Origin of the sequence: Chitinophaga silvatica (assembly GCF_003419895.1) — a bacterium.
Taxonomy (GTDB): Bacteria; Bacteroidota; Bacteroidia; order Chitinophagales; family Chitinophagaceae; genus Chitinophaga; species Chitinophaga silvatica.
This window is the reverse complement of sequence record NZ_QPMM01000006.1, coordinates 370,924-396,407: the sequence shown is the minus strand read 5'-3', so window position 1 is coordinate 396,407 and position 25,484 is coordinate 370,924. Positions and strand designations below refer to the sequence as shown.

At 39.2% G+C, this 25,484-nt stretch carries 14 protein-coding genes; 8 read left to right on the top strand and 6 right to left on the bottom strand.

The genetic code is table 11. The annotated features are described in order from the left end of the window. Window positions 1-78: 78 nt before the first annotated feature. Window positions 79-1,224 (top strand): hypothetical protein, encoded by a 1,146-nt coding sequence (locus tag DVR12_RS12750; protein WP_147323451.1) that lies wholly within the window; start codon window positions 79-81, stop codon window positions 1,222-1,224. 284 nt (window positions 1,225-1,508) lie between these two features. Here DVR12_RS12750 and DVR12_RS12745 read toward each other — a convergent pair whose 3' ends face one another. The 4 genes from DVR12_RS12745 to DVR12_RS12730 form a co-directional block, all read right to left on the bottom strand. Further along, entirely contained in the window at window positions 1,509-2,531 is a 1,023-nt protein-coding gene (locus tag DVR12_RS12745; protein ID WP_116976052.1) for a hypothetical protein, read from the bottom strand. A gap of 449 nt (window positions 2,532-2,980) precedes the next feature. Then, the gene (locus DVR12_RS12740) at window positions 2,981-5,260 is read right to left on the bottom strand and encodes a GH92 family glycosyl hydrolase (protein WP_116976051.1); all 2,280 of its coding nucleotides are present in this window, start codon (window positions 5,258-5,260) and stop codon (window positions 2,981-2,983) included. Window positions 5,261-5,477: 217 nt separating this feature from the next. Further along, window positions 5,478-7,760 carry a GH92 family glycosyl hydrolase gene (locus DVR12_RS12735; protein WP_116976050.1) on the bottom strand — a complete coding sequence of 761 codons (2,283 nt, stop codon included), beginning with the start codon at window positions 7,758-7,760 and terminating at the stop codon, window positions 5,478-5,480. Window positions 7,761-7,980: 220 nt separating this feature from the next. Continuing rightward, a complete protein-coding gene (locus DVR12_RS12730) occupies window positions 7,981-8,997 on the bottom strand; it encodes a LacI family DNA-binding transcriptional regulator (RefSeq protein ID WP_116976049.1) in 1,017 nt (338 codons plus the stop codon). A 265-nt stretch (window positions 8,998-9,262) separates the two neighbouring features. Between DVR12_RS12730 and DVR12_RS12725 the strand changes: the two genes are divergently transcribed. From DVR12_RS12725 to DVR12_RS12705, 5 genes are all read left to right on the top strand, one after another. Next, window positions 9,263-10,342, top strand: a complete 1,080-nt coding sequence (locus DVR12_RS12725; RefSeq protein WP_116976048.1) for a fatty acid desaturase family protein — start codon at window positions 9,263-9,265, stop codon at window positions 10,340-10,342. 291 nt (window positions 10,343-10,633) lie between these two features. Further along, window positions 10,634-11,896: a beta-ketoacyl-ACP synthase II gene (gene fabF, locus DVR12_RS12720; protein WP_116976047.1), complete on the top strand. Its 1,263-nt coding sequence runs from the start codon at window positions 10,634-10,636 to the stop codon at window positions 11,894-11,896. 277 nt (window positions 11,897-12,173) lie between these two features. Continuing rightward, window positions 12,174-15,053, top strand: coding sequence for an excinuclease ABC subunit UvrA (gene uvrA / locus DVR12_RS12715; RefSeq protein ID WP_116976046.1), 2,880 nt, complete (start codon window positions 12,174-12,176; stop codon window positions 15,051-15,053). A gap of 26 nt (window positions 15,054-15,079) precedes the next feature. Beyond that, window positions 15,080-15,556, top strand: a complete 477-nt coding sequence (locus DVR12_RS12710) for a DUF6452 family protein (RefSeq protein ID WP_116976045.1) — start codon at window positions 15,080-15,082, stop codon at window positions 15,554-15,556. After that, window positions 15,519-16,334, top strand: coding sequence for a DUF6048 family protein (locus tag DVR12_RS12705; RefSeq protein ID WP_116976044.1), 816 nt, complete (start codon window positions 15,519-15,521; stop codon window positions 16,332-16,334). The genes DVR12_RS12710 and DVR12_RS12705 overlap by 38 nt, the downstream gene beginning before the upstream one ends. Before the next feature lie 586 nt (window positions 16,335-16,920). Here DVR12_RS12705 and DVR12_RS12695 read toward each other — a convergent pair. Continuing rightward, window positions 16,921-17,415 carry a Panacea domain-containing protein gene (locus tag DVR12_RS12695; protein ID WP_116976042.1) on the bottom strand — a complete coding sequence of 165 codons (495 nt, stop codon included), beginning with the start codon at window positions 17,413-17,415 and terminating at the stop codon, window positions 16,921-16,923. 265 nt (window positions 17,416-17,680) lie between these two features. After that, a complete protein-coding gene (locus DVR12_RS12690) occupies window positions 17,681-18,133 on the bottom strand; it encodes a GNAT family N-acetyltransferase (protein ID WP_233522383.1) in 453 nt (150 codons plus the stop codon). Window positions 18,134-18,217: 84 nt separating this feature from the next. On the opposite strand from DVR12_RS12690, the gene DVR12_RS12685 reads away from it, so the two are divergent. Both DVR12_RS12685 and DVR12_RS12680 read left to right on the top strand, forming a co-directional pair. Continuing rightward, complete coding sequence (locus DVR12_RS12685) at window positions 18,218-19,705, top strand: ATP-binding cassette domain-containing protein (RefSeq protein ID WP_116976040.1); 1,488 nt, start codon at window positions 18,218-18,220, stop codon at window positions 19,703-19,705. A 135-nt stretch (window positions 19,706-19,840) separates the two neighbouring features. After that, window positions 19,841-25,420: an alpha-2-macroglobulin family protein gene (locus DVR12_RS12680; protein WP_116976039.1), complete on the top strand. Its 5,580-nt coding sequence runs from the start codon at window positions 19,841-19,843 to the stop codon at window positions 25,418-25,420. Window positions 25,421-25,484: the final 64 nt, after the last annotated feature.

The window sequence follows — 25,484 nt, the reverse complement described above, 5'->3', positions numbered from 1 at the left end:
AAGTTTATGTCGTATTACTACTATTTCTGTAATTTAAAAACTTATTTCTTTGCACTTTACAAATTAAAACCTATGCCTTTGAAAAAGATCCTACCCCTGGTACTATCGGTTGCATTCTTAGCATCCTGTTCGAAAAAAGATGAAAAAAATGTTGAAAAATCAAATGCAGAACTGAATCAATTTGCAGCAACTGCCAAAATTCAGTTACTCGATCTTACTTCCGATATTGCATTGATTAAAGTTAGTGGCGAAGCCAGTAAACTGCTTCAGTATAATGCCTCTGTAGAATTGACTACTGACGGTAGTTCCACTACTTTGAACCCACATAACAATGAAGCATTTTCATTTGCCTCACTTGTCAGAAAAACCAAGTATAAAGCCCGCCTGACGCTTCGTCAGAATAATGAAGTGAAAATAGCAGACTCCCTGGAATTTACGACTCCCAGCTTCAGCCTCGATTATATGAAAATGTATAACATGAATACCCCTGACTGGGCCAATCTCTATAACATTAATAAAATAGTTGGAATCGAAGGTGGAGAGCAAATATTTTATGGCGCAGGATTTAATGAGCAGACCAACAAAGCGGTATTGACCTCTAAAAATGATTCTACCAAAACTTATGATCTTACCGTTAAAACGCTGAATGATAATGCTATTAGCATATCATATCCTTTAAATATAGTAGTGGGTAAGGGGTATATAGATTTTAGTAACTTCTATCTGAAAATCAATAATACTATCTTCAGAACTTTTAGTGGTGCCCTTAATCAAAGATTGGATACAGCCACAGTAAAAATGTTTAATAGGGTTACTATACTGGATTCTTCCCGTGTTACTAATATGTCGGGCTGCCGTTTTGTTCAGCTTTATGGTAGATTCATGAATCAGAGTATTGGAGTTAGTCCTCGAACTATCCAAGGTATTCCGGCAATTCCTGGAAAAATTGAAGTTGAAATTTATCAGGGTACTCAAATCCTCCAACTTATTGAAGTGATGAATGGTTCTAACCAGAATGTTTGTGGCAAAGGATATCCGGCTAATGAAATGGAGTTTATAAGTGGTACGCCGCAAATGGAAAATATGATCGCATTTAATGAAATACACCAGATTGTAATAAGACCAACTTTACCGGCTGGAACTTATATGATGAGAGTAAAATTTACTCATGACAATGGTGATATTTATAAGACCAATCCAATAATGGTTGTAATTAGTGACTAAGTAATTATTGAAATCGAGTAGGAAGGTAGCCATTATTTGGTTACCTGTCCTCTCACATCACCGTACGTACGGATCCGTATACGGCAATTTGTCAGAATAATTTGATGTGATGTTTTCCAATTGCGCTAAATGTTGACTTACCCCCAACACTTATACATTTACTATTAAGTTTACTTTAGAGAATGGAAACTAATTTGCGTTGTAGGAAATAATCAATAAAAGCATAAAATTCCAGGCATTTATTATATAATAAGATGTCTGAAATTTTATAAACTAAATTATAACTACACTTGGTAAATATATGACATTTCGAATAATGCTTCATTAGCAGCCAGGTTGCCTTTAATTATTTCTGGGCCTATTACTGCATCAATTCCTTTAAATTCCTTTTTGAAACGCGCTACTTCATCTTTGGGAATATCTCCTCCAAAATATACATGTTTAAGATTTAGAAGTCCATCAATTCTTTTATCAAGGGGTGTTACATAAGATGCCGATAGTGTGTTCAGTTGCGGACTTTGGGATAAAGGATCGAATGAGGCAATGTTAATATGATCTATTTTCAGAATTTTTAATTCATTTACTTCAGGAACAAAATCAAGATTAGTTATCCTTTTACAGCGAGACAAATACACTAATTGCAAATCTTTCATTTTAGACAATAGTTTTGAATCATCATCATTAAAGTTGCTTAATTGTGAAAGCCATAGTACACGTAGGTCAGGAATATTAATAAGGAAGCTGTAATCTTTTATTTTAGTTTGATGAATACCAAGATTATGAATTGCAGGAATTTTAGATAGAAAATCAGCTTCTTTTAATTTAGGGATAGTTACACCTAAATGATTAAGTGCACCTGGCCAGACTATTTGATTAATATCCTGTTGAATATCTACAAGGTTAAGCCATTTTAGATTTTTTAACAATTGCAATGGTAATAATGAAGGATTTTTTTCCTCTACACTTCCTTCAATAGCTAATTTTTCAAGCATAGGAATTTTCTCAAGAAAATTAAGACTCTGTAATGTTCTGTCAATTCTAATCCAAAGCTTGCGAATGTGTGAGAACAACTCCCATTCTGCTTCATTAAGGAATGCATTCTTATAAAGGCGAAAATCTATCTGCGGTCTTTTTTTCAATGCATCAGCTATTGCTTCTAACTCGGAGGTGGAAATTCTGCTATTTATATGTATGCGGGAAACAGTATCCATTAACTCATCATTCTCAAGATCTTGGACATGATAAGTTTTGGGATAAAATTCATCTTTATAATAGTCTCCAAATTCAAGTATTTGATTTGCTCTCATTTTAATACCTTTTACGGCTTTACACCAAAGAACCCCCAAAGTTCTCTTTTAATGCTATTTACATCATTTAATAACGTTCCCCCGTTTTTCATCAGCCCATGTTGGTTAATAAGAGCCTGTTCTAAATAAGACCCGTCTTTGGTGTTTTTATATTCAATAAATCTCTTTTAACTTTTTTAATCAGTTCGCCCTACATATCACCTGATTTTAAGAGCTCTCGGCTTAAAGGTGACTTTAAAGATTTTACTTTTTGCCTTTCCCCAATTTAATAAACAACTCCGCGCAGAGCAATTTTATTATAACAATACATCTTAGTAAATACTCCCTTTTTCTCAAAATAAAAAAAGGCCGACCCAAAAGTATTTTGAGTCGGCCCCTTCGTATTAGTAGTGAATTTACACATTAAGTCATGAAGAAATAAATTCCCTCATCTCCTAATTTTTCCTATCTTATTTCTTCGCTTTAGCTCCCATCACAAAAGTGATAGTTCCTCCTTTCATTATTTCATCATGTGTTATGTAGTAACGATTTAAAGGAGTACCATTAAGAACCACTTTCTGTACATATACATTCTTATCGCTTTGATTCTTCACATCCACAACAAAAGTTTTCCCATTTTCCAATTGTAAGGTAGCTTTCTCAATTGCCGGACTACCCAGCGCATACTGATCGGAACCCGGACAAACAGGATAGAACCCAAGAGTAGTGAAAATGTACCAGGCACTCATTTGTCCGCAATCATCATTACCTCCTAAACCATCAGGCCCTGGATGATACATTTTTTTAAGAATCATTCTTACTCTTTCCTGAGTTTTCCATGGCTGACCTGTCCAGTTGTATAAATAAGCAACATGATGTGAAGGTTCGTTACCATGCACATAGTTACCGATGATTCCATCTCTGGTAATATCTTCGGTTTCTGCAAAGTATTTATCAGGCAATTCCATTGTGAAAAGAGAATCAAGATGCTGAGTAAATTGTTTTTTACCTCCCATCATAGCAATCATATCATCTGGATTATGCGGTACGTATAAGCTGTAGTTCCAGGCATTCCCTTCAATGAATCCCTGGTCGTGTGTTTGCAACGGATCGAAGCTGGCTTTAAATGTACCGTTATCCAAACGTGGACGCATGAATCCTGATTGAGAATCATACACATTCTTATAATTAGCAGAACGTTTGATAAACTCATTGTAAATATCAGTCTTACCCAACTTCTTCGCTACCTGTGCAATACACCAGTCGTCATATGCATATTCAAGTGTCTTGGAAACTGATGATCCGTTTTTATCTTCAGGTATATAACCTTTATCTATATAGTATTCCAATCCGTCGTAAGAGCGATGACGGGCAGTAGTTACACAGGCTTCCAGTGCTTTCTCAGCATCAAAGGGAGCATTTCCTTTCATAATAGCATCAGCAATTACTGAAACGCTATGATAACCGATCATACACCAGTTTTCATTTGCATAATGCGACCAAATTGGTAACATATGTTGTGCGCTTTGCTCGTAATGTTTCAGCATCGATTGCACCATATCTGCATTACGTTTAGGCTGAATCACATTGAATAACGGATGCAGTGCTCTATATGTATCCCAGAGAGAGAAAGTAGTATAGTTCGTAAAACCTTCGGCCTGGTGTATATTCATATCCAATCCTCTGTATGATCCATCAATATCCATATAGGTAGTAGGATTAATGAAAGCATGATACATAGCTGTATAGAAATTCTCTTTTTCTTCACGGCTATTGGATTCTATGTGGATTTTATTCAGTTCTTTTGTCCAAAGTGCTTGCCCCTGACGTTTTACCTCTTCAAAATCCCATCCTGGAATTTCAGATAGGTTTTTTACAGCGCCGGCAGTACTAACCGGCGACAATGCAAATTTGATTTTAATTTTCTCTCCGGCAGTTGTTTTAAAGTCGAAGTATGCACGAATTTGTCGACCTGCCATTTCAGGGAAATTCTTTGTCTGATCAAATTTTCTCCAGAAGCCACGATAAACGTCTTTAGAATTGTTTTGCTGCCCATATTGTACAAATGGTTTGGAAAACACCATAGCAAAATATTCAATTCTCGTACGTGCCCAACCGTTAGTTTGTCTCCAGCCTGTAATCAGTGTATCGTTTTCAACTCTGATGAAAGTCCAGACATTTTTATTTTCATGATTATAAATCCCCGACATCATATCCAATATGATATGAGCCTGATCTGTTTGTGGAAAAGTATATTGATGGAATCCAACTCTGTTGGTGGTAGTTAATTCAGCAAGGATGTTATCATCTTCCAGTTTTACTTTGTAATATGCTGGTTCGGCTACTTCTGTGCTATGAGAAAAGCGGGAGCGGTAGCCACTTTCGGGATTATCGGCGGTTCCGGGGTTTAACTGTAAGGTACCCACAGTAGGCATAATAAGGAAATCGCCCAGATCGGAGTGGCCTGTACCGCTAAAATGGGTATGACTAAAACCTACGATAGTTTTGTCTTCATATTGATAACCTGCACAATATTTATAAACATCGGGATTATACTTTCCATTCATATCGTATGGAATGGTATCAGTTTCAGGGCTTAGTTGCACCATTCCAAATGGTACAGTAGCACCGGGATAGGTATGACCCATCCTTTGGGTTCCTGTAATTGGCTTTACATATTGCAGCACATTTTCCTGAGCAAAGCTCTGCAAAGATGCCAGTAACAAAAATGATAAGATTGGTTTTTTCATGTGTTGATTTTGTTGTTACTCGCAAAGACGCAAAGAAGCTAAGAAGCAAAGGGAATTTTTTTAAGAAGCATAAGGATCGAAGCGAATATTTTTAAGAGCTACAATAGGTTTCTAATTAAACAAATTAGCTACATAATTGACATCCGCTTTGATCCTTATGCTTCTTAAAAAAATTCCCTTTGCTTCTTAGCTTCTTTGCGTCTTTGCGAGAAAGAAATTACTTAGAATAAGAGTATGGATAAGCAGCAGGGTCTATACCTCTTGTTTTCTCAGGAGCATCGCCCATTTTAAATTCAAGAGAACCACCTTTTTGTAAATCGTCGTGGCTTATCCAATTCTTCGAATATGGTTGCCCATTTAACGAAGCGCTTTGAACATATAAACTTTGTTCACTGTTCCCTGGTGCGTTGATCACCATTTTCTTTCCATCTTCCAAAGTCATCGTTAACTTAGGAAATAATGGAGTTCCGAAAACATATTGAGTAGTACCCGGACAAACAGGATAGAATCCCATTGCTGAGAATACATACCAGGCACTGGTTTGACCATTATCTTCATCACCGCAGTAACCATCTGGAGTAGCGTGATACAGCTTATTCATCACCTGACGAATCCAGTATTGTGTTTTCCAAGGCTGGCCAGCATAGTTATACAGGTAAATCATATGCTGGATAGGCTGATTACCGTGCGCATACTGACCCATATTCATAATCTGCATTTCGCGGATTTCATGAATAACGGTACCATAATAACTTTCATCAAAGATTGGAGGCATATTGAATACAGAATCCAGCATACCTACAAAAGATTCTCTTCCACCCATCAGGTTAGATAAACCCTGGATATCGTGGAAAACAGACCAGGTATAGTGCCAGCTGTTACCTTCAGTGAAGGCATCACCCCATTTGAATGGATTGAAAGGAGTCTGGAACTTACCATCCTTATTTTTACCACGCATTAATTTTGTTTCAGGATCGAAAAGGTTACGATAGTTCTGAGAACGTTTTTCGAACAATGCAATTTCCTTCTTAGGACGGTTCAAGGCTTTAGCCAATTGAAGGATTGTAAAGTCGTCGTATGCATATTCCAGCGTACGGGCAGCATTTTCGTTTACTTTTACATCGTAAGGAACATATCCTAATGTGTTATAGTATTTAACTCCCAGACGGCCTACAGAACTTAATGGGCCTTCATTTTCGGTATTTTTCAGAATAGCCTGATAGAGGGTATTAATATCGTATCCTCTGATTCCTTTGATATATGCATCAGCGATAAGAGAAGCGGAGTTGGAACCCACCATACAATCGCGGTGGCCAGGGCTTGCCCATTCAGGTAACCAGCCACTTTCCTTATAGGTATTTGCCAGTCCTTCCATGATCTTAGCACTTAAAGAAGGGTACATCAGTGTAAAGAATGGATGTACAGCGCGGAAAGTATCCCAGAAACCATTATCGGTGAACATATAACCAGGAAGTACTTCACCATTAAATGGACTGTAGTGTACTACTTCATTCTTACTGTTATATTCATAGAATTTTCTTGGGAACAGCAATACGCGGTATAAAGAAGAGTAGAAAGTACGAACCTGATCAACAGATCCGCCTTCAACAGACAGTCGGCCCAGTTCTTTATTCCAAACATCTTTAGCTTTCTGGCAGGTAGCATCGAAGCTATCCTGGCCGATTTCGCGTTGCAGGTTTAATTCTGCCTGTTCGAAGCTAATGAAGGAAGAAGCGGTTTTGATTCCTACCTTTTCACCTTTTTTAGTTTTGAATCCTACCACTGCGCCGGAATGATCCGCTTTCAGTTCTAACTGGCCCTTTACCAATACTGAATCGTGCCAGGTATCGGTAACAGTGAAAGGTTTATCGAATGTGATAACGAAATAGTTTTTGAAGTTGGCAGGAACACCACCACTGTTTTTGGTAGTATAGCCGATGATTTTCCTTTCAGCAGGAATTATTTTGATATAGGAACCTTTATCAAAAGCATCAACTACTACGAAAGCGCTATCAGTAGCAGGGTAGGTGAATCTGAGTTGAGCTGCTCTTTCCGTTGGAGTTATTTCTGTGGTAACATCCGGATCAGCAAGATAAACACTATAATAATAAGGTTTAGCTACTTCAGATTTATGAGAGAACCAACTAGCTCTTTTATTCTGATCAAATTTTACGGAACCTGTAACCGGCATAATGGCAAATTGGCCATAGTCGTTGATCCACGGAGAAGGTTGGTGTGTTTGTTTGAAGCCTCTGATTTTGTCGGCATTGTACTGATATGCCCAGCCATTACCCATAGTATTGGTTTGCGGCATCCAGAAATTCATGCCCCATGGCAGGGCGATAGCGGGATAGGTATTACCGTTAGACAGCGAAACTTTTGAGTCGGTACCCATTAGGGTATTTACCCAATCTGCTGGCGAGGTCACTTTATCCACTGCCTGGCTATAAGCGCCTTGTAAGCAAAATAAAGCTGCTGCTAACAATCCAACTTTTTTCATGCGTTCTTTTTAAATAAATGAAAATGGTGTTTGTTCATTTCAACAAACAATAAAGCCTTGAAAATACGTGATTTAAATCGCTAATTCGGCTTTAAAGTTAATTTGAAAAATCGATTTAGCACAGGTACCGAAAAAAAAGGGTCCCGTGACTGAATCCTTTTTTCCGTTTATTGCAATAGCAGCTTTAAAAATAAAAATATTTTTCGATTTTGTCTTCTTTTCAAGTCGATCCTCTGAGGATCATTCTACCTGGTAATTCCACAGCAAATTTTTTCAGGGGTCCTTTTCCTTTATCTAGTTGCTGCATTAGCATATCAATAGCTGTACGGGCAATATTATCGATGGGCTGTTCTATGACTGAAATACCTGGAGGATATAATCTGAAGATATCATGATCATCAAAACACATGACGGCTAAATCGTCCGGCATTTTCAATCCTAGTTGCGAAATTGCTTCCAAACCGATAATTCCGAGGTAGTTTGTGGCAAAAAATATAGCCTCCAGTTCGGGATTTTCTTCCAGGAAACTGCGAAGTTCTCTTAAAGAATCGCTTTGCTGGCGATGATATTTAAGTTGAAGTATATATTTCTTTTTAACAGCGATCTTGTTCTCTTTCAGCGTGTTAACATAGCCACGTTGGCGTTCTGTCAATTGAATAAGATCCAGATCCACTGTTACAAAAGCGATTTTTGTCAATCCCTTCTTTACCAGTTGTCTGATTCCCTGTTGTACGCCATCATAATTATTTGTTAAAACATAAGGCGCCTTAATTCCTGGGAAATAGCTATCCATCAGTACCAAAGGTCTTTGATTCTGAACGAGTTGCTGCACTCCTTTTTCCATTCCCGGTGCCGGAGTAATCAGATAACCATCCACCATCTGGCGACCGAGCATCTTAATTAGCTCAGCGCCTTTCTGTGCATTATTCTCTGTGCTGCAGTAAACTACATTGTAGCCATTGCGCTCTGCTTCCGTCTCAATCGTTTTTGCAAGGCTTGCAAAAAAACTACCGCTGATACTTTCAACGATCAGACCAAGGGTCTTAGACTGACCAGTTCTGAGGTTCACGGCCATTCTATGCGGTTCATAGCCCGATTTCTCGGCCACCTGCATAATCTTTTGCGCTACCTCGTCGCGTATCCGCATTTGCTTCCCCTTCCCATTCAATACAAATGAGACTGTGGAAGGCGCTACTCCAGCCAGTTTGGCTACATCCTTAAGGGTTAATCGTTCCATCTGCAAGGGCTGATTTTGGCATACATAAATTATTCATACGGGAATTACTCTCTGTTTAATGGTTGCATTTGCCCACTAGTGGTACTGCTATGACCGGGAAATTACAAAAATACCCGCAAATCCCAGGTAAGATTGAAAAAATGATTATCTTTCATTAATTCTAGTTAATAATATATCAGAATCAGCTACGTTATAGCATAGGTTCTTAGTTTTTGCATTCAATTGCCAACAACTACACTAACTGTAGACAATTCACAAAAGTTTTATGAAGTATTACTCAAATCAACTTACGGATCCTGTTTACATTAAGCCGGAACGTGAAACAAGCCTGGATCGGCTGTTTAAAAGCTGGATACGCGATGAAAGGGATCTTCCGTTTGTGTATTTGACAGTAAAAATTACGCTCGTTTTATGGCCACTGGCCATCTTGCTATACATTCCTGGTATCAATAACTGGGTATGGTGGGGAGCAGTCATCGCCTATCATTACTTTAATAATATTGTATTTAAAGGGCCCTTTGGCTTAATGCTTCATTGCACCAGCCACAGAGCCTTTTTTGAAAAAAAGTATCAGTTCATGAATAATTATCTTCCATGGGTACTTGGTCCATTATTTGGCCAAACTCCGGAATCATATTATTCACACCATATAGGCATGCATCATCCTGAGAACAACATGCCGGAAGATGATAGCTCTACAATGTTCTATCAACGCGATTCTTTCAGAGGGTTTCTTTTGTATCTATGGAATTTTGTCACTTTTGGGGTTTATGATACTGCCAAATATCATATTCGCAAAAAGAGAAATAAGTTAATGGTAAAACTTGTAAGAGGTGAGCTATTGTTTATTGGCGCCTGTATAGGTCTTTCCTTTATTAATTTCCCAGCAACCTTTGTTGTATTCATTCTGCCATTTATCATTTCCAGAATTATTATGATGGTGGGTAACTGGGCTCAACATGCGTTTATCTGCGCTACTGATCCGGATAACGGATATAAAAACAGTATTACCTGTATCAATACCAAATACAATCATAAATGCTGGAATGATGGCTACCATATCAGTCATCATATTAAACCCAATATGCATTGGACAGAGCATCCAACGTATTTTAATAAAACAATAGACGAGTATATAGTTAATGAGGCTATTGTTTTTGATGGAATCCATTTCCTGCATGTATGGGCCTATCTGATGTTTAAACGCTATGATTTGCTGGCTAAAAATTTTGTAAATATTGGAGATAGATTCCAGACAGATGCAGAAATTATTTCATTTCTGAAGAAACGTACCCGAAAATTTGCAATTGAACCATATTTAGTGGCATCTTCAGCCGCTGCTTAAATTTCTCGCAAAGCAGCCGAGTTTTTTTAAGAGGCATAAGAATTTTGTTTATCGATTTTGAAATTTTCAATTGATTTTATTCTTGACAAAGTCAATTAATCTTCCAATAAATAAAACAAAATTCTTATGCCTCTTAAAAAAACTCGGCTGCTTTGCGAGAAATACCCGCTACCAGCAAGGATTTTAACGTAATCCTACAAAAGTTATATTATATTATCTTAATGAAAATGATTAATCATAACAATAAGTAACTAAATTTGCGCTCTAACTTTTTTTATTAAAGTAAAAAATATGCGTACTGTTACACTGAAAAGGGTTGTGGTTACCGGTCTCGGAGCATTAACACCTCTCGGGAATGATGTAAATACTTTTTGGAACAATATGAAAGCTGGCGTAAGTGGCGCTGGCCCCATCACTAAATTTGATACAACAGAGTTTAAAACAAAATTTGCCTGTGAAGTCAAAGATTTTGATGTAGAAAAATATATGGAGAAGAAGGAAGCCCGGAAAATGGATAACTTCACTCAGTACGCGATGGCAGCTGCTCAGGAAGCAGTATTGGATGCGGGCCTTGATAAAGAAGGTGTAGATAAAACCAAAATTGGTGTTATCTGGGCCTCTGGCAATGGCGGGATGCTGACGTTCGAAGAACAAATCGTTGAATTTGCGGAAGCTAATTTCGTTCCTAAATTCAATCCTTTCTTCATTCCTAAACTGATTTCTGACATTGCAGCAGGTCAAATAGCTATGAAATATGGTTTCATGGGTGTTAACTTCTGTACTGTATCTGCTTGTGCCTCTTCCAGCAGCGCATTAGTAGATGCTTTTAACTATATCCGTTTGGGTAAAGCTAATGCTATTGTAGCTGGTGGTTCTGAAGCCCCGGTTACCCGTGCAGGAATCGCAGGTTTCAATGCATTAAAAGCATTATCTACCCGCAACGACGATCCTACTCACGCTGCCCGTCCATTCGACGCTGATCGTGATGGTTTCGTAATGGGAGAAGGCGCCGGTGCTATTATTCTCGAAGAATATGAACACGCTATCTCCAGAGGAGCTACTATCTACGGTGAAATGATCGGCGGTGCTATGACTTGTGATGCTTATCACCTTACTGCTACTCACCCTGAAGGACTTGGCGCTCGTATGGGTATGGAAGAAGCTATCAGAGATGCTGATATTCAAATGACGGATGTTGACTATATCAATGCCCATGCTACTTCTACTCCTGTTGGTGATGTTAGTGAATTGAAAGCTATCGTTGCTGCTTTTGGAGAACATACTCAAAAGTTAAATATCAGTGCTACCAAGTCGATGACTGGCCACTTACTCGGTGCTGCCGGTGCTATTGAAGCAATCGCTTGTATCAAAGCTACTCAGGAAGATATTATTCCTCCTACCATTAATACTTCTGTATTAGGTGAAGGAATCCCTACTAACCTGAACCTGACTTTAGGTAAGGCACAACAACGCACCGTTAACATTGCAATGAGCAATACCTTCGGTTTTGGTGGTCACAATGCCATCGTTGTATTTAAAAAATACAAAGCCTAAATAGCTCGCTGAAAAGCGATGTTTATTTTAAAAACATAAGTTTTAATAAATTACAAAGGCCTGGAAATTAGTTTAATTTTCAGGCCTTTGTGTTTCTTTGGCTCACAAAGAATTAATGTTTAGGTAAGAAACATAAGTTTTTTATAAATTATTTTTGTACTTAATATCCACCATAATCCTAATATTTTTCTCTAAAATTACTTATACTACTTAAACAAACTTTGCTTCTTTGCGAGCAACAATTCGTAATTATGGTGTAGTTTAGTGGTTTAATATTATGGCAAAGAAAAAAGAGAATGTACCCGCTCACTCCGACGCTCAAGCCCCGGCAGATGAACAGATAGCCATCTTTGGCGCTCGGGAGCATAATTTGAAAAACCTCGACCTCGAGTTGCCCAAAAATAAATTGGTAGTAATTACTGGGATCAGCGGCAGTGGTAAATCATCACTCGCCTTTGATACTATTTATGCCGAAGGACAACGACGCTACATGGAAAGCTTTTCAGCCTATGCCCGCCAGTTCATCGGCGATATGGAGCGCCCCCAGGTAGATAAAATAACCGGACTTTCCCCAGTTATTTCAATCGAACAAAAAACTACTAATAAAAATCCTCGCTCAACTGTAGGCACCATCACCGAAATCTATGATTTCCTTCGCCTCCTTTATGCCCGGGCAGGTACCGCATATTCATATATCACCAATAAACCAATGACCCGCTTCTCTGAAGAAGAGATCATTGCCCATCTATATAAAAATTATAATAATAAAAAATTAGCAATCCTCGCGCCCTTAGTTCGCGGCCGTAAAGGTCATTACAGAGAACTATTCGAACAGGTAAGGAAACAAGGCTACCTCAAAGTAAGAGTAGATGGCGAAATCCAGGACCTGAAAGAAAGAATGCAGGTAGACCGGTACAAAATCCACGATATTGAACTGGTTATAGATAGAATTCAGGTGAAGGAAGATGCCCGCACCCGCATCAGTCAAAGTGTTCAAAAAGCACTTACTATGGGTAAGGGAATAATGATGATCATGGATCATGATTCGGAAAAAGTGAGCCAGTTCAGCAAACAGCTAATGTGTGAAGATACCGGCCTCTCTTACGACGAACCAAGTCCGAATACCTTCTCCTTCAACTCTCCTTATGGTGCCTGCCCACGCTGTAAAGGCCTCGGAACTATCTACCAGATAGATATGAACGAAGTAATCCCTGATTACAGCGTAACGATTGCCGACGGAGGATTAAAACCACTTGGAGAAGCCCGCGATACCTTTACTTATAAACAGGTACAGCAACTCTCTAAAAAATATAAATTCTCTCTTACCGCTCCTATCTCAGATATCCCTCAAAAAGCACTCAACGTCTTATTATTTGGCGATGAAAATGGGAAACTCGAAGTAGATATGGATTTTGGTGATGATACCGCTAAAACTGAGTACTCTACCGAATACGAAGGAGTTGTTAACATGGTACGTCGTTATTTTAATGATACCTCCTCCGATTATGTTCGTAACTGGGCTGAAGGCTTCATGAAATTAAGTACCTGCCCCGAATGTAATGGTAGCCGACTCAAAAAAGAAAGTCTCTTCTTCAAAGTAGATGGCAAAAATATTTCCGAATTAGGAAATATGGACCTGGATAAACTGCTCCTGTGGTTTGGAAACATCGAAGAACGCCTGGAGAAGAAACAAAACGCTATTGCTAAAGATATTCTCAAGGAAATTCGTGAAAGACTTCAATTCCTGTTAAATGTAGGATTGAATTATCTCACGCTCAATCGCCCCACCAGAACACTTAGTGGTGGAGAATCACAGCGTATTCGGCTGGCAACCCAGATAGGCTCCCAGCTGATGGGGATCACCTATATTCTCGATGAACCAAGTATCGGGTTGCATCAACGCGATAATATGCAACTGATAGATGCTTTGCATAACCTGAAAGAAATGGGCAATACTGTGATTGTTGTTGAACATGATAAAGATATCATGCTACATGCAGATCACCTCGTAGATATCGGACCAGGAGCTGGTGTGCATGGCGGACAAATCATTGCTCATGGCACTCCAAAACAAATCCTGAAACTAAATACCCCTACTGCCAATTATCTGAATGGAAAGGCCGTTCCGCCGATTCCTGCTACCAGACGTAAAGGCAATGGAAATTTCCTTGAACTTAAAGGCGCTTCAGGCAATAACCTGAAAAATGTAAATCTGAAACTACCACTGGGTACCTTCATCTGTGTAACTGGAGTTTCCGGTAGTGGAAAATCTACACTAATCAATGAAACACTCTATCCAATCCTCTCTAAACATGCCTACGACTCCAAATTGGAGCCAATGCCCTATAAGAGTATAAAAGGACTGGAACATATCGACAAAGTAATTGAGATCGACCAGTCTCCGATTGGCCGAACTCCAAGAAGCAATCCGGCTACCTACTGTGGTTTCTTTACCGATATCCGTACCCTGTTTGCTTCAGTTCCGGAAGCCAAAATCAGAGGATACAATGCCGGCCGTTTCTCCTTCAACGTTAAAACCGGTCGCTGTGATGTTTGTGAAGGCGGTGGCATGAGAGTCATAGAAATGAACTTCCTGCCCGACGTTTATGTACCTTGTGAGAAGTGTAATGGTCGCCGTTATAACAGAGAAACCCTGGAAATACGTTACAAAGGGAAATCTATTTCCGATGTGCTGGACATGACGGTAGATGATGCTGTGGAGTTCTTCCAGCCGGTACCATGGATCTATCGTAAGATTAAAACCTTACAGGATGTAGGATTGGGTTATATTACCCTGGGCCAGTCGGCTGTTACATTATCAGGAGGTGAAGCTCAAAGGGTAAAACTGGCTACAGAGTTATCGAAAAAAGATACCGGCAAAACCATCTATATTCTGGATGAACCTACAACCGGGTTACATTTCCAGGATATCCAACTATTGCTGAATGTACTGAATAAGTTGGTAGATCGTGGAAATACTGTGCTGGTGATCGAACATAACCTGGATGTAATACAGATGGCCGATTACATTGTGGATCTTGGACCAGAAGGTGGATCAGGCGGTGGAACCATTCTGTGTACCGGTACTCCCGAACAGGTAAGTACTTGTAAAGAAAGCCATACTGCCGTTTACTTACGAAAGGAGCTGGGAATTTAATATCTTGCCAACCGGATTTACCACGAATGAAACGTATATATCAGATATTACTGGTTCTTTCATTATCAGCAGTGTTCTTTGCCTGCGAAAATGAAACCAAAGTTTGCGATCAGACTTTACGGAATGATCTGCACATTCACTTTTCCCGCGACAGTGCAGGGATTGTGCGGGATACTGTTATGCCTAAAGTAACGCTTTATGCATTAAACAGAGACTCAATCTATAAACAACAACCACTAAAAGATCTCTTTTTACAATTATCACCGCTTGCAGATAGTTCTGTATTCTATCTGAAAGTAGATTCTGCTCTGGTAGCAGATACGTTGATTTTCCGATATCAGCGCATCAAGCATTTCATCTCACCAGGCTGCGGTTTTGGTACCAATTTCTTAATTGATACCGTGATAACAACCAAAAACACGATCGACTCTGTAGTGATTAATAATAAGTCTGTAATCAGCAGTAATGACACGCACCTTACTTTGTTTTTCTTTAATCAGTAGTTTTCTGTTCTGCTTTTCAGCCCAGGCTCAGAACAAGCAGCAAAAAGATTCACTACACAAAGCAGCTATAGATACTGTACATAAAACAGCGTCTGATACTGCCCGAAAAACTGTCAAATTACCTCACGACAGTATCTATTACATTCCTGGCGGGGTGCGTATTGGGTTGGACTTAAGCCGTATTGTTACTGCTATTTATTATCCTTACAGAAAAGAAGTTACTATAGTAGCGGATGCTCGCATTAATGATAACTGGTATGCTGCTTTTGAAGGTGGTTTTGCCAGCACACCACACAGCGATACTAATTATACCTATAAAGGAACCGGGTATTTTGCTACTGTGGGTGTCGATTATAACTTCCTGAAACCCCAGTATCCTACGGAAAAGAATATCTTTTATGTAGGTATGCGATATGGGTTTTCTCATTTTAATTATTCAGTACCATCGTATTTGATTAAGGATAGTTATTGGGGGCAGAATATTACAGGAAGTATTCCCAGTACCAACGCTAATGCTCACTGGATAGAATTAGTTGTGGGTTTGAAAGCAGAAGTTTTGAAGAACTTTTTCCTTGGATGGAATCTGAGAGAGCGCTTTTTGCTAAACACTGTTAAAACACCAGATTTCACACCTCTGGTAATTCCTGGATTTGGAAATGGCGCCAAACGTGCTGTGTTTGATGTACAGTATACTGTTTCATATCTGATTCCTTTTTACAGGATAAAACAACAGAAAAAGTTGGTAGAAATCAAACCGAAAAAAGTTCCTAAGAAATAGTTTATAGAGGATGTTTCAAAAATAATCTGAGGGTTATGATAATTAAGTAAATAATAATACTCTCTATCAGGTATCCGAATAAAATCGGGATAAATTACATTAGAAACACCCTCTATTTTCTTTGATATCCTTTGTGGTTTCTATCAAAAAAAACAAAATAAAATACAGATTTATATATAAATCCAAATATCCTTGCTTTATCAAAAGCTTTGAACTGATATATAACAGGAATATTATCAACACTTACTTTTGAGTAATCTGATACTATACATTTAATAAACTCCGATTCGGAAATTGTGGTATCCTTAAGATCTACATTATGAAAATGAAAGGAGCTATCCCTCGATAATTCATCATAAGTCTTACCTGAAATTGTTTTAAGCATATGCAACAACCGATGATACTCTTTTACCCCATTGATTAATTTAGAATCAAAACAGAGAGGGGTTGATTTTAATGATAAAAAATCGAAAGCAAAAATTGGTTTATCGTACTTAAAATCACTTATCAGATTGCTGGTTTTACCATATGAGTATTTTTCAGTCGACTGGCTGATTGACTGACAGGGTCTGAAATACGGTAGGATTTATTCTTTTTCATCATCTAACAGAGAACTGAAGTATTTTTTAATAAGCTTCTTGTCTATAATACTATCACATTTGTCTACCGGCCCTAAATTTCCTCTGGTCTTTAACCAGGGTTCTTCCGAATGACTTAAAAGCTCCAACTGTAATGATGATACTACTCCATATTTATTCAAAACTTCCACGATTAGTTCTATCTGTTCTTCTGCGAGTTTAAATTTTTTAATCAGCTCTTTCCATTTTGCCCCGCTACTTTGTCCTTTTTTATATTTATTTACAATAGGTGAATAACCATATTCCTTATAATCCGTATAAATACTGGGAATCACCGGACCATGTATCCATGCCTCAAAATCTTCATCGATAATCGAAGATAGATGAACCAAAGACCAGCCTTCAATATAATATAATAGTTTTTGCAGCTTTTTATTCGTGATAAGATCTCCCTTAGAATCGAAATAGGTTACAATGATTTCCGCAATATTTTTAGCTTTCATATAAGATATGTTGGATTTAATTACTCCTAAGTTTAATCGAGAATATTAATTTCAACCCAATAAGCATTGGTTTTATTGGGGATAACTTCACACAACAAAAATCATTAACCCCAAACTGAGATCAGAGATAATTTTAAGGCTAACAATTTCATTCACAAATATAAATACAGTTAAAATCCTAATAAAACTCAAAATGATCAGGATTATATCAGAATATCACAATTAATTGATTATCAAATAAATAAAAGTCCAACATTAAAATATTTTAATCTACCTCTCTTCTCATTTTTATATGCGGAATTCCATCTTCCAAATACATATCACTCACTTGTTTAAAGCCCAAAGAACTATAAAACCTGTGTAAGTATTGCTGTGCCCCAATCATTATTGGCACCATACCGAAATGCTGTTCTACAGCCGCTATAGAACGCTCCATCAACTCTTTACCAATACCTTTCCCTCTTCCGTGCTTCGGCGAAGTAACTACCCGACCAATTGATGCTTCGGTGTATTGAATACCCGGTGCAAATAGTCTTGTATACGCAAGCAAATTTCCTTCATCATCTGTGCCCATCAGATGAAGGGCTTTCTGATCAGCATTATCCAGATCCTGGTACACACAGTTTTGTTCAACAACAAAAACTTCGCTTCTCAGTCGCAAAATCTCATATAACTCCTGCACTGTAAGTGCATCAAAAACTTTAATCTTCCAATTCATCATATAAATTTATGAACCTTTAAAATTTACTTATAATTTTATCTCCCGACAAACGAAATTTCACTTAGCCCAATAGTTAAAATTATGGACTCTCAGCAATCGTTTCTTTCGCTATCGAATATTACAGTAAGATACCTGGATAAAACATTATTCCCTTCCCTTTCCTGGCAGATCAACAAAGGTACAAACTGGGCCATTGTAGGACCAAGTGGTTCCGGTAAAACCGCTTTGCTAAATACTATTCTTGGAAAGTTTAATATCATTAATGGTAGTATTCATTACGATTTTTATGACAACTATCGTGCTACCCATACTATTACAGACCCATGGTTCAACTATCGCAATCTCATAGCATTTGTGGGTCATCATCATACTTTTAAAAATCTATCCAATACCACCACCGATTTCTACTATCAGCAACGCTTCAATAGTATGGATGCTGACAACTCTCCAACTGTCAGAGAATACCTGGAAATTGATACCATACCGGATTCAATGAAAGCTTTACGCCTTGAAAACTTACTGGAAAAAAGACTGATAAAACTATCAAATGGAGAAACAAGGAGAGTAATGATTGCCCGCTCATTGCTTCAACATCCTCAATTATTAATGCTCGATAATCCATTTATCGGACTGGATATACAGGCCCGTAAAGAATTTACGGAAATGATAAACGGAATTATAGCCAGTGGTACCACCGTAATTCTAAGCACTACTCCAACTGAAATCCCTGAAAATATCACCCATGTTCTTTCCCTGGACCAAGGAACTGTTACAGGCTCCTATACCAGGGCAGAATTTATAAAGCTGCCGGTTCAGGACTTTAAATCAGCTACGCTACCTGGAATAGATGCAGAAAAAATAGCTGCATTAGTAGCTGATGTTTCTATTCCTACCTTTGATACCATTGTTCGAATGGAAGATATAAATGTCAAATATGGTGAAAACATCATCCTTAAAGGAATAAACTGGGTGGTTAAACCTAACGATAAATGGGCATTACTTGGGCCAAATGGTGCCGGAAAATCAACTTTACTCAGCTTAATCAATGGAGATAACCCTCAGGCATATGCTAATAAACTCTGGCTGTTCGATCGTAAAAGAGGGTCCGGAGAAAGTATTTGGGATATCAAAAAGAAAATTGGTTTTGTATCCCCTGAACTACACCAATATTTTACCACCCGGGATCATTGCATCAAGGTGATTTGCTCCGGATATTCTGATATTATTGGCACTCCTAAACCTGTAAACCAGGAACAGGAAAACAAAGCCCGTAAATGGATGGAAGTGCTGGGTATCGAACAATATTCAGACGCTCCTTTCAAACAGGTTTCTGAAAGCGTTCAAAGGCTAACATTACTGGCCAGGGCCCTGGTGAAAAACCCTCCACTGCTGATTTTCGATGAACCTTGCCAGGGGCTCGATTTTCAACAAAAACTACATTTCAAACAGGTTATAGAACAACTCTGCGAACATCTCTCCATCGCCCTCATTTTTGTAACACATTATGAAGAAGAACTACCTGCCTGCGTAGATAAATTCATCAGGTTAAATAAAGGAGAGATGATTTAAATAGATTTTTTTTAGGGTGATTGATTTATAAACGAATATGTATCCAAGTTACCTTTTGATACTAATTTTTAATATTTCGAGATTTCTTATTTACATTCGTATATATATCGTTATTCACCCTAATATTTTTTCCTGATGTTCCCAATTAAGCGGTCTACTGTTCCGGTAGTAATCTCTTTTTTGGCCGCCCTTGTACTGATCTGTGGCTGCCGTTCCACTCGTAAAGAAATGAATCCCCAATTTGCAAGGTATATCGAAGCATATACTGCAGGGATTATTTCAAAACAAAGTGCAATCCGTGTACAACTAACGGGACAGGTAAACGTCACGCATACCCAAAATGAACCCCTTGAAAAGGAAGTATTCGAATTCTCTCCTTCCATCAAGGGAAAAGCTTATTGGGTAGATGCTACCACCATAGAGTTCAGACCAGATGAGAATCTACAACCTGGTAAAACCTACGAGGCAACGTTTAAACTAGGTAAAATAATTGAAGTGGCTAAAGACCTCAAAACCTTCAATTTCGGGTTTAAAGTAATTAAACCCGCTTATTCAACTGAAGGTTTTGGCTTAAAAGCCGCTACCAGTAATACACTGGATAAAATGTCCTACTCCGGAACCGTTTTCACCGCAGATGTGGAAAACCCTCAGGCTGTAGAAAAACTACTTACCGTTCAATATGCCGGTCAGGCCCTCCCTGTAACCTGGCAACATAATGAAGCCGATCGTACCTCCCGTTTTACTATCAATAATATTGTAAGAGGTAATACCTCCAGAAATCTTGAACTCAGCTGGAACGGATCTGTTATTAAAGCAGAAAACTCTGATAAGGTAACTGTAGAAGTTCCTGCTGTCGGTGATTTCAAAGTACTGGATATTAAAGCCATTGCAGAACCGGAACAACATCTTTTAGTGCAGTTCTCCGATCCGGTTAGCACCGCTCAGGTCCTGGACGGACTTATTGGCATCGCCGGACTTAGTGATCTGCGCTATACCATCGATGGTAGTGAAGTAAGCGTATATGCTCCTGCTAAAATGGATGGAAACTATAACGTAGTCGTGAATGAGGCAGTCACAAATATTATGGATAAATCCCTGGGTAAGGCTTATAGCGCCAGCGTGAATATTCCTAATACGATGCCTTCTGTAAGCATTCCTGGTAAAGGCGTTATTCTTCCTCAAAGTAATAAACTGGTAATGCCATTTGATGCGGTAAACCTGAAAGCCGTTGATGTTACCGTTATCAAAATTTACGAAAACAACGTTCCTCAATACCTGCAACGTAATGATCTCGACGGCTCTGAGGAACTTCGTCGGGTAGGTAAACCAGTGGTGCAACAAACCATCAGGCTGGATAACGACAAATCCTTAAACCTGCATAAACAAAATCGTTTCTTCATCGATCTGGATAAAATGCTTCGTACAGAACCCGGTGCTATCTATCGTATCACTATCAGTTTCCGTAAGGCATATGCCTTTACTGCCTGCGCCGCCGACTCTACCTCCGGTAGTTCTGCCAGCGATTCGGACGATGAAGATGATTACTACGGGTATGGCGATAAAATTGATGAAGATGATGCTTTCTGGCAAGGATATAACAGCTACTATCCTTATGGCTACAATTGGTCGCAAAGAGATGATGCATGCTCCAACTCCTACTATAATAAAGACAGATGGGCTGCCCGTAACGTCATTTCCTCCAATATAGGATTGATTGCCAAACGAGGTAATGACAACAGTATGTTGGTTGCCGTTACCGATATCCGCGACACCAAACCGATGATAGGAGTGGAACTGGAACTACTTGATTACCAACAACAAGTTATCTATAAAACTAAAAGTGACGGCGAAGGTTTCGCGAAGTTCGACCTGAAACGCAAGCCATACCTGCTGATTGCGAAGAAAGACAGTGAAAGAGGTTATCTCAAATTAGACGATGGTAGCTCTCTACCTCTTAGCCGCTTTGATGTTAAAGGAGAAGAAATTCAAAATGGTATTAAAGGATTCCTGTATGGAGAAAGAGGGGTATGGCGACCAGGAGATTCTTTATATCTGACTTTTATCTTGGAAGATAAAAGTGCGAATCTGCCTCCGGACCATCCGGTTACCCTGGAAATATACAATCCTAAAGGACAGTTATATAAACGCATCAATCAAACTGGTGGATTAAACGGCTTCTATACCTTCATTACCACTACCAATCCAGATGACCCTACCGGTACATGGGTGGCAAAAGTTAAGGTTGGTGGTGCAACTTTCACTAAGAACCTGCGTATTGAAACAGTGAAGCCAAATCGCCTCAAAATCAAAATGGATTTTGGTAGTTACACCAGCCTGCAAAAAGGTAGTACCCCTGGTACTTTGTCGGCGATGTGGCTATTCGGTGCAACAGCGCAACACCTGAAAGCAAAGGTGGATGTTTCCCTGGTGGAGCAAAAAACCGTCTTTAAAAACTTCCCTGATTATAGTTTCGATGACCCTGTAACTAAGTTCGAGGCAGAAAATAAAACAATATTTGAAGGCCCGTTAAACGAAAACGGTAGCGCACCTGTAAACGCTAATATTCAACTTGGAAAGGTGGCTCCGGGTCAGCTTAAAGCCAACTTTGAGGTAAAGGTATTCGAACCGGGCGGCGATTTTAGTATCGACCATTTCTCTATGCCTTATAACCCTTACACTTCCTATGTAGGTATTCAATTACCACAGGGCGATAGAAATACCGGCATGTTATTAACAGACGAAAATCATTCTGTTAGTATTATCGATGTAGATGGAAATGGAAATCTTACAAAAGGAAGCAAAAAAGTAAGAGTAGAGCTATATAAAATAAAATGGAGATGGTGGTGGGAAGAAGGTGAAGATGATGATTACAGCAACTTCACTCAGGGTTCCTACAATCAATTGCTTAGCAATGATGAAATCACTTTGAATGATGGTAAAGGTAAATGGAACCTCCGCGTAAATAGTCCGGATTGGGGCAGATACCTGGTGAGAGTGAAAGACCTGGAAAGTGGACATACCAGCGGACAGGCCGTGTATATCGACTGGCCAGGATGGGCTACCCGCCTGCAGCAAAGTAATCCACAGGAAGCTGCTATGTTGTCGTTTACTGCCGACAAAAAACAATACAAAGTTGGAGATGACATTGTATTAACCATTCCTAGCAATGCCGCTGGCAGAGGACTTATAAGCATCGAATCCGGTAGCCGTATTTTGAAAGCATACTGGATTAATACCGATAAAGGGCAGACTGTTTATCGCTTTAAAGCAGAGAAAAACATGTCGCCTAATATATACGTTAATATTAGTTTGCTGCAACCGCATGCACAAACGGCTAATGACCTCCCAATCAGAATGTATGGTACTATTCCGATTAAAATTGAAGACCCGGGTACCATTCTGAAACCGGTAATCAATATGCCGGAAAAAATCAGACCTGAAACTGAAGCGGCAATCACTGTCAGCGAGGCCAATGGTAAACCAATGACCTATACCATTGCATTGGTAGATGAAGGATTATTGGATCTTACCAGATTCAAAACTCCTGATCCGCACAGTTCATTCTATGCACGTGAAGCACTGGGTGTAAAAACCTGGGATCTCTTCGACTTTGTATTGGGTGCATGGAGTGTAAATATGGATCGTATTCTTACTATAGGTGGTGACGAGGGCCTCAACAGAAATGCTGGTGCAGCTAAAGCCAACAGATTTAAGCCTGTAGTGAAATTTATGGGGCCATTCTACCTGAAAACAGGGCAGAAACAAACCCATAAATTTAAACTTCCACCATACATTGGTTCATTAAAAGCTATGGTTGTTGCAGGCCAGGACGGTGCTTACGGCTCGGCAGAAAAAACCGTAGCAGTTAAGAAACCATTAATGTTGTTAACATCTGCTCCTCGGGTACTGGGTCCTACCGAAACAATACAACTACCTGTAACGGTATTCGGAATGGAGCCATCCGTCCGTAATGCAGTTGTGACGCTGAATACCAGCCCATTACTGGAAATAGTCGGCGATCGCAGTAAAACCGTAATATTCCCTCAACCTGGCGAACAAATTGTTTACTTCGATGTGAAAGTAAAACCTCAGACAGGTATTGCTAAAATCAAAGTAACTGCAACAAGTGGTGCTGAAAAAGCCGAAGAAGAAGTAGAACTCGATGTTCGCAATCCTAACCCTGTTATCACCAATGTTCTCGAAAATACATTGGAAGGCGGACAAAACTGGCAATCTGCATTTACTGCCGTAGGTATGGCCGGCAGTAATAAAGGAACGCTGGAAGTATCCACAATTCCTGCATTGAATCTGGGCAAAAGATTACAGTTCCTCATCCAATATCCACATGGTTGTATAGAACAAACCACTTCCGGTGTGTTCCCTCAGTTAGTCCTTAATCAATTAATGGACCTGAAAGAATCTGAACTGGCCAATATAGATAGAAATGTGAAAGCAGGAATAGTTCGACTCAAGAACTTCCAGACTTCTGATGGTGGATTCAGCTACTGGCCGGGAGAAGGGCAATCCGACGAATGGGGTACCAACTATGCGGGTAACTTTATGCTGGAAGCACAGGCACGTGGTTATACCCTCACTCCGGGTATTCTGGATCAATGGAAAAAATATCAACGTAATAAGGCAAGTACCTGGGTTCCTAATACACAGAACTTCTATGGTAGCGACCTTACACAAGCATACAGACTTTATTTATTGGCATTGGCTAAAGTACCTGAACTGGGTGCAATGAACAGATTGAAAGAATTCAAATATCTGTCGGCCCCTGCGAAATGGAGACTAGCCGCCGCTTATAAACTCTCCGGGCAACCTGAAGTTGCCAATTCCTTAATTCAGGGATTAAGTACCGATGTAAAACCATACACACAACTTGGTGGCACCTTTGGCTCCGATCTTCGCGATAAAGCGATGATCCTCGAAACATTAACAATCTTAGGTCAACGTACCCGCGCCAACGATTTATTGAAACAGGTAGCTGCTCAGTTGTCACAGGCCGACCAATGGTATAGTACTCAAACTACCGCCTATTCCCTGATTGCAATTGCTAAATACTGTGGTAGCAATAAAGGAAGTAGCAAGATGAGCTTTAGCTATACATTAAACGGAGTAAAAGGCAATGTAAATGGTACCTCGTTCCTAACACAAATACCTGTTACATTCAATAATGGCACCAATGGAAATGTTAGCATTTCTAACAGTGGAAGCAATGTTTTATATGTACGTTTAATCTTGCAAGGACAACCGGAATCAGGTCAGGAACCTGTTGCTACCAACAATCCAGACATTCTTGGTATGCAGGTTACCTACCATACCCGCGATGGTAAACCAGTTGATCCTGCTTCCTTGAAACAGGGAAGTGACTTTATGGCTACTGTTACCATAACAAATCCTGGTAAACGTGGTTATTACGAGCAAATGGCACTTTCCCAGGTATTCCCTTCAGGCTGGGAAATCATCAATACCCGTCTGATGGAAAATGACAGTGCTTTTGCTGCATCACCATTTACCTATCAGGATATCAGAGACGATAGGGTATATACTTATTTCAATATCGAAGAAAATAAAAAACGTACCTACAATGTATTGCTCAATGCAGCATACCTGGGTCGTTTCTATCTGCCAGCAACCAGCGTAGAAGCAATGTATGATAATACTATACATGCTTATCAGCCGGGTAAATGGGTAGAAGTAACTAAGTAAATCATTTTATAGAATGCAATTTTTTTTTTGATGTCTTTAATTGTAGGGAGGGCGGGGGCAAGCC